The sequence below is a fragment of the Paludisphaera sp. genome, from assembly GCF_037189885.1.
Classification (GTDB): domain Bacteria; phylum Planctomycetota; class Planctomycetia; order Isosphaerales; family Isosphaeraceae; genus Paludisphaera.
In genome coordinates this window covers 18809-31871 of record NZ_JBBCIR010000024.1, presented here as the reverse complement: position 1 = coordinate 31871, position 13063 = coordinate 18809, and the positions used below count along the sequence as shown (strand labels likewise).

Sequence of the window (13063 nt, the reverse complement as noted above, 5' to 3'; positions counted from 1 at the left end):
GTCTCGATGTCCCGGAGGAACGCCCCGTGCGGTGGTCCAGCGCCCTGATCCCGACGCTCAAGGAAACCCCGGCCGACGCCGTCGCGCCCAGCCACGTCCTGCTGCTGCGGGCCGGCATGATCCGCCAGCTCGGGGCGGGTGCGTACACCTACCTGCCGCTGGGGCTCCGCGTCCTGAAGAAGGCCGAGGCCGTCATCCGCCAGGAGATGGACGCCGCCGGCGCGCTCGAGCTGCTCATGCCCGCCCTCCAGCCCGTCGAGCTGTGGCGCGAGTCCGGCCGGTTCGAGACCTTCGGCGACCTGCTGATGAAGCTCCGCATCAGCGGCGGGCACCACATGGCCCTGGGGCCGACCCACGAGGAGGTCGTCACGGACCTGGTCCGCGACCTCGTCAACTCGTACAAGCAGCTCCCGATCACGCTGTACCAGATCCAGACCAAGTTCCGCGACGAGCCCCGGCCGCGGTTCGGCATCCTCCGGACCCGCGAGTTCCTGATGAAGGACGCCTACAGCTTCGACGCCGACGTCGACCAGCTCAACGCGAGCTACGACGCCATGTTCGAGGCGTACTGCCGGATCTTCGACCGCTGCGGCCTCCCCTACGTCGTCGTCGAGGCCGAGTCGGGCCCGATCGGCGGCGACGCCTCGCACGAGTTCATGGTCCCCTGCCAGACCGGCGAGGACAACGTGATCCAGTGCGTCACCTGCGGCTACGCCGCCAACCAGGAGAAGGCCGAGGTCGGCGAGACGAAGGACGCCGCGCCCGCCGCGCCGGCCGCCGACGCCCCGCCGTTCAAGGCCGAGCTGACGCCCAACCAGAAGACCATCAAGGACGTCTGCGCGTACCTCCAGGTCCCCGAGGCGACCTCCGGCAAGCTGCTGGTCTACATGGCCGACGGCAAGCCCGTCGCCGCGCTGCTGCGCGGGGACCACGAGGCGAACGAGGCCAAGATCCGCCGCGCGTTCGGCGCCGCGGCCCTCGAGCCGGCCGACCCCGACGCCGTCCAGAAGGCCACCGGCGTCCCGGTCGGCTTCCTCGGCCCCGTCGACATCAAGATCCCGCTGGTCGTCGACAAGGCGGTCGCGGCGATGCCCGCGGTCGTCGTCGGCGGCAACGAGGTCGACGTCCACTTGACGGGCGTGGTCCCCGGCCGCGACTTCAAGCTCGACCGCGTCGCCGACCTCCGCAACGCCGACGAGGGCGACCCCTGCCCGCGCTGCGGCACTGCGATGGTCGTGAAGGCCGGCCTGGAGATCGGCCACGTCTTCAAGCTGGGGACGAAGTACTCCAAGGCGATGGGGGCGAGCTTCCTGGACGACAAGGGCGCCGAGATCCCGCACATCATGGGATGCTACGGCATCGGCGTGAACCGGATCGTCGCGGCGGCCGTCGAGGCGGGGCACGACGAGAACGGCATCATCTGGCCGCTGAACCTGGCGCCGTACCAGGTGGTCGTGGTCCCGCTGACGGTGAAGCCCGGCCCCGTGCTGGAGACGGCCGAGGCCGTCGCCGCCGGCCTGGAGGCCGCCGGCTACGACGTGATCCTTGACGACCGCGACCAGCGCCCCGGCTTCAAGTTCAAGGACGCCGACCTGATCGGCTTCCCGCTGCGGGTCGTCGTCGGCGAGCGCGGGCTGAAGGAGGGGAAGGTCGAGATCAAGTGGCGCGCCGAGGCCGAGCCGATCACCGTCCCGGCCGAGAACGCCGCCGAGTCGATCATCGCCGAGCTGAAGGCGGCCGAGGAGAAGCTCGCCGGCCACTGCCAGGCCAATCGCGCCAGGCGCGAGGCGGCGAAGTCGTCATGAGCGGGCCGAAGCCGACATCGGGGTCGCCCCTGAAGGCGGCCTACGCGCTCCTGGGCGCGATGACGGCGATCACGTTCGCCGGCCCCTTCGCCCTGGCCTGGCTCCTCTCCGGCGGCGAACGCCGGGGATGGCCGCCGGACCGGACCGTCGAATGGGCCGGCGCGGCCGCGCTGCTCGTCGCCTTCGCGGCCACCTTCATCGCCTGCCTGACCGTGCGGATGTGGCTCCTGAAGCCCCGGGCGAGCGACGCCCGGTCGGAGCCCTCGGAGACGACATGAGGGATGTCCCTTCGCTCACGAGTGCCTAGGCATGGCCTCGTCCTTTCGACCAGGAGTCTGGAGGAAATGGGCCGGCTCATGGACGACCCGGGCGTCTCATTCGTCCCCTCTCCCCCCGGGAGAGGGTAGCCGCGCCAGCGGCGGGCGGGGGTCGTCGGAGCGCGGAGGGGCCGCCGGTGGCGCGGATCGTGAACCGTCGCTATCTCTAAGGTCCGACGACCCTCACCCGGCCCTTCGGGCCACCCTCTCCCGGGGGAGAGGGGACGCTGGCCCCATGCCGCCCAAACCCCAAGTCGAAAAGGCGTGGCCATGCCAATGCATCGCGGGAGAGGCATGCCCCTCCCTCGCGTCATGAGTCCCTGGAACCCATCGGAGCGACGATGCCCGAGAACGTCCGCCTGCTCCTGACGATCGGCCCGGCCCTGGCGGGGGCGGCGTTCGTGGCCTGCGCCGGCGCCTGCGCCGGCGCGCGGGCGATGGCGCCGCGCTGGGGGCTGCTGGACCGTCCCGGCGGGCACAAGGGGCACGCGGCGCCGGTCCCGCTGGGGGGCGGCGTGGCGATCTGGCTGGCGGTCGTGCTGGTGCTGGGCGTCTCCGGGGCGGTCGTCGTCCTGGACGGCGCGTGGCTGCCGGAAGGGGTCGCGCGGCACGCCGTGGGGCTGGAGTCGAAGGCCGGCGAGCTGGGCGTCATCGTCGGCCTGGCGACGGTCATGATGGCGATGGGGTTCGTCGACGACCGCGTCGGCCTGGGGTGGAAGCCCCGGCTGGCGGCGCAGCTCGGGTGCGCGGCGCTGGTGGCGGCTTGCGGCGCGCGCGTGACGCTGTTCGGGCCGTTCACGCACCCGCTGATCGGCGGGGCGGTGACGACGCTCTGGATCGCGGCGATGACCAACGCCTTCAACATGCTGGACAACATGGACGGCCTGTCGGCCAGCGTCGGCCTGATCGCGGCCGTGCTGTTCGGCGCGGCGCAGGCCGCGGTGGGGGGGCTGTTCGCGCCGGCGATGCTGGCGATCGTCGCGGGGGCGCTGGCGGGCTTCCTCGTCCACAACCACGCCCCCGCGCGGCTGTACATGGGCGACGCCGGCAGCAACTTCCTGGGGTTCCTGCTGGGGTCGATGACGGTGGCCGGCAACTTCTTCCAGGAGGGGCTGGCCTCGCCGTTCGCGGTGCTGACGCCGCTGCTGGTGATGGCGGTGCCGCTGTACGACATGACGTCGGTGATCCTGATCCGGCTGAGCGAGGGCCGCAGCCCGTTCCGGCCGGACCGCCGGCATTTCTCGCATCGGCTGGTCGAGCGCGGCTTGACGCCGCCCCGGGCGGTCTGGACCATTGATCTCGTCACCCTGGCGTGCGGCCTGGGGGCGCTGCTGCTCCACCGGCTCGACGCCTGGGGGGCGGCCGTCGTGCTGGCGCAGGCCGGCTGCCTGCTGGGGATCGTCGCGATCCTGGAAGTGTCGGGCGCGGGATCGGGATCGGCATCGAGAACGGAGCGGACTCTTGGCCAGGCGAGGCACGAACCCTCCGCGCCCCTCCCCTCGGGGGCCGGACGACCGCCGGGGGGCGACGACGCCGGACCCGACCCCGACCTTTGACGACGCCCGATCCGACGCGGAGCGATGGGCCGAGAACCTCCGCCGCCTGGCGCTGGGGCTGCTCGCCGCGCTGATCGCCGCGCGCGGGTACTGGCCCAGCGAGCCGGCCTACCGCGAGGGCGCCGCCGCCGGCCTGGGGTGGGACCTGGCCGTCTTCGTCGTCGCCGCGATCGCCCTGATCCCGCCCCTGCTGGCCGGCCGGCTGTCGTTCCGGTTCTCCTGGGTCGATGTCGCCGTGGTGGCCACGATGTTCCTGGTCGGCGTGAGCGCGCGCCAGGGGGCCGACTGGCGGATCGGCGTGAACCTGGCCTGGGAATGGGCCGCGATGGGCGTGGCGTACATCCTGTTGCGATGGCTGCCGCGCGGCCGGGGGGAGTCGGCCGCGCTGGCGCTGGGGATGGTGATCACGGCCTCGGCGGTGGGGGCATACGGCATCTATCAAGGGGTCGTGGAGATCCCCCAGCTCCAGGAGGCGTACCGCCGCAACCCCGAGGTGATGCGTCAGCAGATGGGGGCGGCCGGCGGCCAGGGGCAGGCCGATGATCCACGCCGAGCGGCGCTGGAGGATCGCGTCCTCCAGTCGAACGAGCCGTTCGCGACGTTCGGCCTGGCGAACTCGCTGGCGGCGTACCTCGTCGGTCCGCTCGTCCTGCTGATGGCGATGGGCCTCCGCGCCCTTTCCCGCCCCCCCACGCCGGGGGCCTCGCGATGGCCCGCGCTGCTGGCGGCGGCCGTCCCGGGGCTGGTCCTGCTGACGTGCCTGGTGATGACCAAGGGCCGCAGCGCCTGGATCGGGCTGGTGGTCGCCGCCGGGCTGCTCGCCTGGCGCGCGCGACGGCTCGTGCCGCGGCGCGTGCTGATCGGCGCGGGCGTCGGGGCGGCGCTGGTGGTCGCGGTGCTGGTGGTCCTCGGCCTGAAGGCGGGGCGGCTCGACCCCCAGGTGCTCACGCAGTCGAACCTCTCGATGCGCTACCGGATCGAGTACTGGACGGCGACTTGGGCGATGATCACCGAGGAAGCCCCGACGCTCGGCAAGGCGCTCCGGGCCGACACCTTCTGGAACGGCGTCGGCCCGGGGAACTTCGGCCACAACTACGTCCGATACAAGCTCCCCCAGGCCAGCGAGGAGATCCAGGACCCGCACAACCTCCTGATGGAAGCCTGGGCGACGGCCGGCTTCTGGGCGTTCCTCGCGCTGGCGACGGCCCTCGCGGCCGGGTTGGGCCTGCTCCTGACGCGGGACGACGACGACCTCGCCATCGAGGACGACGCCCGCGACATGCCGACGTGGCCGGTGGTCGCCTCCGGGCTGGGGCTGGCGATGGTGCTGGTCCTGGGCCGGATGAACCTGTTCATGGAAGACCTGCTGATCCGCTGGCTGGTGCTCGCGGCCTCCTGGGTGCTGTTCGCGGCGCTGCTCCTGCCGCTCTGGCGACGGGCGACGGTCCCGGCGTTCGGCCTGGGGGCGGCGGGGGCGTCGGTGACGGTCGCGCTGCTGGCGTCGGGGGGGCTGGGCTTCCCGGCGGTCGCCATGATGCTCTGGGGGGCGCTCGCGCTGGGGCTGAACCTCCGCGAAGGGAGGCCGAGCGGCCGGCCGAGGGAGGCCGCGGGCCGGATGCCTGCCGTCGCGCTGGCGATCGGATGGTCGGCGCTGGTCGGCTCGTATCTGGGCGCGACGCTCCCGTTCTGGCGGTCCGAGGCGGCCATCGAGCGGGCCGAGGCCGCCCTCATGTCGCAGCGGCTCGACCGGGCCGAGGCGGCGTACCAGGCGGCCGAGGCCGCCGACCCGTACAACGCGCGGCCGTGGCTGGGGCACGCGTATCTGCAATCGCTCATCTGGGAGTCGCGCGGGGCGAAGCCCGACGACCTGCGCTGGAAGACCATCCCCGTGCTGTTGCTGAAGGCGGCGTCCCCGCCGCGGAACCCGGCCGTCTGGAGCCTGCACAACGAGCGCGCGGCGGTGATCCGCGACCTGCTCCGTCGGGTGGGGGGCTCGCTCTCTCCGCGCGAGATCATCCCGCTGCGGGCGGGGGTGGTGGAGGCGTCGCGGACGGCCTCGCGGCTCTACCCGACCAACGCCGTGCTCCGCGCGCGGCTCGCCGAGGCCAGCGCCGAGGTCTCCATGTTCCGGGACGCCGCCGACGAGGCCCGCGAGGCCCTTCGCCTGGACGCCCTGACCCCCCACGCCGACAAGAAGCTCCCCGACGCCGTCCGCGCCCGCCTCCGGGAAACCCTCCCCCGCTGGGAGGAACAGGCCGGGCCGGAAGTGTCGCCGCCGTGACGCCCCCGCGACCTCGTCGTCCCCGGCGGGGTGGGGTAGAATACAAATGAACCGGCCGCCGCGCGGGGGGAAGACCGTTCGCGCGCTCGGGACGAACTGAAGGGGGCGGGCGGTCACATGGCTTCGGGCGAGGCGATCACGGTGGAGGGCGGCGGGCCGTTGCGGCTGGTCTTCGACCGGGGCACGGTGGTCGTCGAGGGCCTGGCGGAAGGCCAGGAGGCCCCGCTGCCGGGCGTCCAGTTCGACCCGAGGACCGGGAGCTATCGCGCGCAGGCGATCTGGTACCGGCCGCTGGTGGAATACCTCCGCGGGCGGAAGATCGCCTACGACGACGCCGCGCGCGGGTACGGCCCGACGCAGACCCCCTGGCGGATCCAGGTCGCCAAGGAGGCGTTCCCGCACCAGGTCGAGGGGCTGGACGCCTGGTGGAAGGCCGGCGGGCGCGGGGTGGTCGTCCTGCCGACCGGCACGGGCAAGACCCACCTGGCGAACCTGGCCATCGAGCGGGCCGGCCGCCCCACGCTGATCGTCACGCCGACCATCGACCTGATGAACCAGTGGTACGACGAGCTGTCCATGAGCTTCGGCGTCGATATCGGCCTGCTCGGCGGCGGCTACAACGACGTCCAGCCGATCACCGTCACGACGTACGACTCGGCCTACATCAACATGGAGCGACTCGGCGACCGCTTCGGCCTGATCGTCTTCGACGAGTGCCACCACCTCCCGGGCGCGACGTACGGGCTCTCGGCCATCTGCTCCATCGCGCCGTTCCGCCTGGGCCTGACCGCCACCCCCGAGCGCGCCGACAACGCGCATACCCACCTGGATCAGCTCATCGGTCCGATCGTCTACCGCCGCGAGATCACCCAGCTCCGGGGCCGGTTCCTCGCCGAGTACGAGGCCATCCAGCTCTACGTCGAGCTGAGCGACGAGGAGCGCGAGCGCTACGAGAGTTCCCGCGAGTGCTACCGGGCGTTCCTGAGCGGCTCCGGCATCGACATGCGCCGGCCCGACGGCTGGGCCCGGTTCCTGTTCCTGGCCTTCCGCTCGCCCGAGGGCCGCGAGGCCTTCCACGCCTACCGCGCCCAGCGCGAGCTGGCCCTCGCCGCGCCGGCGAAGCTCAAGCTCCTGGAGCGGCTGCTCGACCGCCACAACCACGACCGCGTGCTGATATTCACGCACGACAACGCCACCGTCTACACCATCGCCCGCCGCTTCCTCGTCCCGGTCATCACCCACCAGACCAAGACGAAGGAACGCCGCGACATCCTCCTGAAGTTCAACTCGGGCGAGTACCCGATCGTGGCGACCTCCAAGGTGCTCAACGAGGGGGTGAACGTCCCCGAGGCGAACGTCGCCGTGATCCTGAGCGGATCCGGCTCCGTCCGCGAGCACGTCCAGCGCCTGGGCCGCATCCTCCGCAAGTCGGGCGACAAGCGCGCCACCCTCTACGAGGTCGTCACCAAGGGGACCGTCGAGGAATACACGTCCAACCGCCGGAGGCAGCACAGCGCGTATGACGGCGATCCGTAAGCGGACGAGACGTAAAGTCCTTCCCCCCTGGTGGGGGAAGGTGGCCCGAAGGGCCGGATGAGGGGGGGACGAGCGGCACGACCGCCGGAATTCGGAGGGTCCTTCCGAGCGCCGTCGCCCTGGGCCGGAGTTTCGAATCCCGAAGCCCCGCGGGCGGGCCCCCCCTCATCTGACCGCTTCGCGGTCTGTCTTCCCCCACCAGGGGGGAAGACCGTCATCCGGACCTTGGATTCCTCGGAGATGAATCAGCAGTGAAGAGGCCCCGCGCATGCTGACTGGCGACCTACTCCGCGTGAAGATCAGCAAGGAGCGGGTGCTCCCGATGTACCTCCCGCGCGAGGGCGCGCAGTGGCTGGAGGCGGCGGAGAGCCTGCTGGCGATCTTCCGCGAGGGCGTCGGCATGACGCGAGGGGAGATCGAGGGGGAGATCGACGAGCTGTTCGGCGGCGGCGGCAAGGCGACGCTCGTCCATCGCGGGCTCGCCAAGGTGCTGGAGGACGGCGCCGAGTTCGAGGTCGTCGCCGACGTCCCCCCCGACGTCATCCGCGAGAAGGTCTTCACCGCCGCCGCCGCCCACCGCCGCGAACTCGCCCAGGCCCACCCCCAGCTCCACGAGGGGGACTCCATCCCCGCCGGCGGCCGCCCCCAGCGCCCCGCGTTCCGCCGCGACGCCGTGCTGGAGGCCGTCGCCGCCGAGCTGAAGGTCGAGCCCCAGACGCTGATCGACGGCATGTTCGCCGACCTCCGCGACGAGAACCGCATGCTCTCGTTCCAGGACATGACGGCGCAACGTCTGCTGGATCGGTACAACGTCGCGCTCGCGCAGGCCGTGCTGCTGCGGTCGGCGCGCGTCGCGGTCGAGGTCCGCAACGAGACCCCGGCGCGATATCGCCAGCTGTTCCGCCAGATGAAGTTCCACCGCCTCCTCTACCGCGTGAGCGGGTCGATGCGCGAGGGCTACACCTTCCACATCGACGGCCCGCTGAGCCTGTTCAGCGCGACCACCCGATATGGCCTCCAGATGGCGATGTTCCTGCCGTCGCTCCTGCGCTGCCAGGACTTCCGCCTGGACGCCGAATTGCGCTGGGGGCCGAGGCGCGACCCGCGGAGCTTCCACGTCGACTCGTCGACCGGCCTCGTCCCCCACACGGCCGACACGGGGACCTACGTCCCCCCCGAGATCCCCGCCTTCGCCGAGCGATTCCGTCAGGTCGCCCCGGCCTGGGAGCTGTCCGAGACGACCGAGATCGTCGAGCTGGGCCGCGAGGGGGTCTGGGTTCCGGACTATCGCGCCCTCCACAAGGAGACGGGCGTCGACGCCTTCGTCGAGGTCGTCGGCTTCTGGAAGCGGTCCACGCTCGACCGCCTCCTCGACCAGCTCCCGCGCTTCGGCCCCCCCCGCTTCGTGATGGTCGTCTCCGAGAAGCTCAAGGTCGACGAGGCCGCCCTGGAGAAGCTCCCCGGCCCGATCCTATGGTTCAAGGAGATCCCCAGCGCCCCGGAACTGGCCGCGCTCCTGAACCGCTTCCTCCCCGACGCGGCGAGCTGACGAACCGACACTCCGCTTATTGGGATGAAGCATGTGAACCTGCTCGGGCCGACGACGGACATCCCTTCTCCCCTCGTGGTTGAAGGTGGCCGAAGGCCGGATGAGGGGGGCGTCGCGAAATGAACCGGCCACGTCCCCCTCATCCGCCCCTCCGGGGCACCTTCTCCCACGAGGGGAGAAGGGGGATGCCCCCGCCGGGCGATGTCTCCCGCGGGGCGATCGCCGAAAGGTGTCGGGCCGTCGACGCGGGGTCGGGCCCGGCGGATTCTGGGCGGATCCGCCGGGCGTGGCCACCTCACTTCTTCCCCGGCCCGTTCGGCCCGTAGAAGTCCATGAAGACGTTGTCGCGCTCCAGCGGCAGGGCGAAGCCGTCGGAGACGCGGGTCATGTAGAGGCCGCGGCAGAGCCACCAGAACGTGGCCATGGCGGCGTCGGGGCCGAGGTCCGCCTCCAGGCCCTTGTAGTCGGCCGGGGTCAGGGCCCAGGGGGTCTTGGTCAGCTTGCGGGCGTAGGCGTACGCGCGCTGCTCCTCGGGGGGGAAGGCCGACCAGTCGTCGCCGGCGAGGCGCCGCGTGCGGTCGGCGATCGCGTCCTTGTCCAGCCCGGCGACCTCCAGCAGCATCTCGCAGTGGCCCATGCAGTAGTTGCAGCGGATCGCCCGGGTCTGGACCCAGAACAGGCTCTCCTCGAAGACCCGGTCGGGCTCCGTCTCGGCCCACATCGTCCGCGTGGCGCGGCTCCAGGGGACCGCCAGCTCGGGGACGTAGCCCATGCCGACCAGGTTCCAGACGATCCGCGTCGGCCGCTGGGCGAACTCCGGCGGCAGGCCCGGCTTCACCTCGTCCCACGTCGGGACCCGCAGCCGGGGCTCGCGCGCCCGCTGGCCCTCCAGCCGCGACTGGAGCGTCTCATAAGACAGCTCCGACCACTCCGGGTCGCGCTCGACGACCGTCTCGCCGCCGTCCCGCAGCGGCTTCAATTCGGGCTGCGGCGGCATGACCGGCCGCGACTGGAACGTCCCCGGCGCGAAGGTCACGGCGATCGGCTCCAGCGGGCCGGTCGGCTCCATCGCCAGGCTCAGCCCCAGCACCACGCGATCCTGGAAGTTGCCGTAGGCGCCCAGGAGGACCATCGCCGCGGCCGGCTTCTCGCCGTATCTCTCGACCAGCCTCGCGAACAGGGCGTCGGGGATGGAGGGGGCGTCGACGGTGTGCAGTCGCGCGAACTCCAGGGCGTCGCGATAGTCCGCCGGCCAGCCCGAGGGGTCGCCCGTCACCGCCGCGATGGTCTCCTCGTCCATCCCGGCGCGGCGGGCGTCGGCCAGGGCGTAGGCCTCCGAGTAGTCGCAGCGGTTGTCCCGGGCGATCACCCAGCGCATCGCCGCGCGGAGCTTGGGATCGACCGGGCTCTTCGCGCGCTGGGCGTAATCCAGCTCCAGCATCGCCGCGGCCGTGCGCGGCAGCCGCTCGACGACGGCCTTCGCCCAGACGGGCAACACGCCGCCCCCCCCGGATACCACCTCGGGGAGCTTCTTCCAGGCTTCCTGATCGGTCGGGATGCTCACGGCGGGATCTCCATCGGCTCGCGCGGACGAGAGGAAGGCCGCGGCGGCCAGGCCGAGCCCCAGGATGATGCGGTTCGGGTTCATGATGCGTCGGTCCTCCGGATGTCTTGAAGTCGTTACGGTCCGGGTCAAGGCGGGCGTTGGCTCGACCCGCGCGGCATTGGATTCGACCGATTCACGCCGACGGCCATCCCCCCAGGAGGGGGGAGACAGACCGCGAAGCGGTCAGATGAGGGGGAGCTTGCCCGCCGAGCTTCGGACTTCGAAACCATGGGCCAGGCCGTTGGCCCCGGAAGGTCCCGTTTGCGTGCCGATGCTCGTGCCTCTCGTCCCCCCCTCATCCGGCCCTCCGGGCCACCTTCCCCCTCCAGGGGGGAAGGCCGTCATGATGGCTCGCTCGGAATCGCAGGCATGTCGGTTCGCGGGGGCCGTCGGGTGCCTCAGAAGCTGTCCGAGCTGATCACTTCCCCCCCGGCGCGGGTGCCGAGGGCGCGCCAGACGTCGCGGGAGATGGAGTCCTTGACGAATCGGACGGTGCCGTCGCAGAACAGGACGTTGACGCCGCCGGCGTGGTAACTGGAGGCCAGGTTGAGGATCCGGCCGGGGGGGAACATGCACGACCGGCCGTTGGGGGCGTCGCCGTGGCCGAAGACGCACGACGTGCTGCCGTCCAGCCAGGGCGACCCCTGCGACGACACCCCCTGCGTCGTCAGGGTCGTCACGTCCACGCCGCGGCAGTCGAGGATCGCGGCGTCGGGCGTGGCCGGGAAGGTGCGGGGGAGGTACAGGTCGCTCCTGGGGGTGGAGACGGCGTTGCTGAAGTCCCCCTTCACGCGCTCGGACATCGCGGCCGTGTTGCTGGTCCCGTCGACGATCGCGGCGACGGTCGTGTTGCTGACGCTGAAGAAGACGCCGTTGGGGGGCGGCATCCCCGCGTTCGCCCCGCCGGTGTCGCTGGGGCCGAAGGTGAACAGGATGCCGCTCCCCTCGCTGAACCGGTAGCCGACCGGGGCCTCCCCCGCCGGCGCGTCCGCTCGCGGGTCGGACGGGCACGAGAACATGGCGATGTACGTCGCCCGCGCCGTGGTGTTGTCGGGCGCGTTCGGCAGGAGCAGGAAGTTGATCGTGTTGAAGACCTGGGCCTGCTCCATGTACCCCAGAAGCCGGGCGAACCCCGAGAACGTGGCCGTCGGCGGGAAGTTCGGCGCCGGGGTGCTCAGCCCCCGACTGTGCGGGAAGCACCCCTGCACGTCGTGGTAGTTGTGCATCGCGATCCCGAACTGCTTCAGGTTGTTGACGCACTGGATCCGCCTAGCCGCCTCCCGCGCCGCCTGCACCGCCGGCAGCAACAAGGCGATGAGAACCGCGATGATCGCGATGACCACGAGCAATTCGATCAGCGTGAAACCCCGCCGCTTCATGATGAACCTCCGCCGGAAAATAGCGAAATCATGGGATGCGGATCTCGTTTCGAGGCATGGACTTGCGAGAGATCGAGCGCGAATCGCGCGGTTTTTTTTCTCGCAAGCCCGGATCTGTATAGCACTACAAGTTGGCGCGGTCCCAAACCGCGACGCTCTTTCTCAATTTGATGACGACGAGCGCGGCGGCGCGGGATGACTCGCCGGCGTAGGGGACGCCGCGCGAACCGACGCCAGCGGGTCGGGTCTAGCTTGAATTCGTCCCCTCTCCCACCGGGAGAGGGTGGCCCGGAGGGCCGGGTGAGGGTCGGCGGATAGTAGAGATAGCCTCGGTTCGCGACTCGCGCGACCGACGGTCCCTCCGCGACGCGACGACCCTCACCCGCCGCTGGCGCGGCCGCCCTCTCCCGGGGGGAGGGGGGACGGATGGCGCCGAGTCGCGATGGTTCCGATCCGGCCCCGCCCAGCCCCGAAAGACGCAATCGATTTCGACGAACGAAGCCAACTGGTTTCGGAAACAATTCCCGAAATCGAAAAGGCTTGCGTCAAAAACGCTCGCGGATGCGGATGACGAACGAAGCCAACTCGGGGCCGGTCAGGCGCGGGGGGTGGAACGGGGCCGGGCCGCCGTGGGAAGGGCGGAGCGAGGCCGGCGGGGGGACGGGATGGGGGGAGGCCGAGGGGAGATCGAGCAGGCCCGCCGCCAGGCATCCCCAGCGCTCCGCGCCTTCGACGGTCGTGACGCCGGGGGCGGGCGTGGGGGCGGGGTCGCCGGAGCAGCCCGGGCCCTCGCACGGCGAGGGAGGCGGCGGGGCCGGCGAGTCGAAGTCGGCCAGGGCGCCGAGGTCGGCCAGGTGATCGAGCCGCGCCTCGCCGGGGGGAGTCGCCCCGGGGGGGAGGTGGCAGACGGCCCTCGCATCCGACGACGCCGCCGCGAACGCCAGGAGCGCCACCAGGGCGCCGGCGAACGTCCTCGACGTGATGGGCGGGGGCTTGAGCATGGCCGCTCGACGATGTCGGGGCCGCGACCCGAA

At 71.6% G+C, this 13063-nt stretch carries 9 protein-coding genes; 6 read left to right on the top strand and 3 right to left on the bottom strand.

The features are described from left to right. Nucleotides 1–26 precede the first annotated feature (26 nt). From WG209_RS09705 to WG209_RS09680, 6 genes are all read left to right on the top strand, one after another. A complete protein-coding gene (locus WG209_RS09705; protein ID WP_337174831.1) occupies nucleotides 27–1805 on the top strand; it encodes a proline--tRNA ligase in 1779 nt (592 codons plus the stop codon). Then, nucleotides 1802–2083: a hypothetical protein gene (locus WG209_RS09700; RefSeq protein ID WP_337174830.1), complete on the top strand. Its 282-nt coding sequence runs from the start codon at nucleotides 1802–1804 to the stop codon at nucleotides 2081–2083. The genes WG209_RS09705 and WG209_RS09700 overlap by 4 nt, the downstream gene beginning before the upstream one ends. 380 nt (nucleotides 2084–2463) lie before the next feature. After that, nucleotides 2464–3678, top strand: a complete 1215-nt coding sequence (locus WG209_RS09695) for an MraY family glycosyltransferase (protein WP_337174829.1) — start codon at nucleotides 2464–2466, stop codon at nucleotides 3676–3678. Further along, nucleotides 3584–5959, top strand: a complete 2376-nt coding sequence (locus WG209_RS09690) for an O-antigen ligase family protein (protein ID WP_337174828.1) — start codon at nucleotides 3584–3586, stop codon at nucleotides 5957–5959. Before WG209_RS09695 ends, WG209_RS09690 begins: the two co-directional genes overlap by 95 nt. Nucleotides 5960–6076: 117 nt before the next feature. Then, nucleotides 6077–7495 carry a DEAD/DEAH box helicase family protein gene (locus tag WG209_RS09685; RefSeq protein ID WP_337174827.1) on the top strand — a complete coding sequence of 473 codons (1419 nt, stop codon included), beginning with the start codon at nucleotides 6077–6079 and terminating at the stop codon, nucleotides 7493–7495. Nucleotides 7496–7763: 268 nt separating this feature from the next. Next, nucleotides 7764–9044 (top strand): DUF790 family protein, encoded by a 1281-nt coding sequence (locus WG209_RS09680; RefSeq protein ID WP_337174826.1) that lies wholly within the window; start codon nucleotides 7764–7766, stop codon nucleotides 9042–9044. A gap of 295 nt (nucleotides 9045–9339) precedes the next feature. On the opposite strand, the gene WG209_RS09675 is transcribed toward WG209_RS09680, so the two are convergent. The 3 genes from WG209_RS09675 to WG209_RS09665 all read right to left on the bottom strand — a co-directional run bounded on the left by WG209_RS09675 (nucleotide 9340) and on the right by WG209_RS09665 (nucleotide 13030). Continuing rightward, nucleotides 9340–10692: a carboxymuconolactone decarboxylase family protein gene (locus WG209_RS09675; protein WP_337174825.1), complete on the bottom strand. Its 1353-nt coding sequence runs from the start codon at nucleotides 10690–10692 to the stop codon at nucleotides 9340–9342. A gap of 356 nt (nucleotides 10693–11048) precedes the next feature. Then, complete coding sequence (locus WG209_RS09670) at nucleotides 11049–12029, bottom strand: DUF1559 domain-containing protein (protein ID WP_337174824.1); 981 nt, start codon at nucleotides 12027–12029, stop codon at nucleotides 11049–11051. 545 nt (nucleotides 12030–12574) lie between these two features. After that, complete coding sequence (locus tag WG209_RS09665; protein WP_337174823.1) at nucleotides 12575–13030, bottom strand: hypothetical protein; 456 nt, start codon at nucleotides 13028–13030, stop codon at nucleotides 12575–12577. Between the last annotated feature and the right edge of the window lie 33 nt (nucleotides 13031–13063).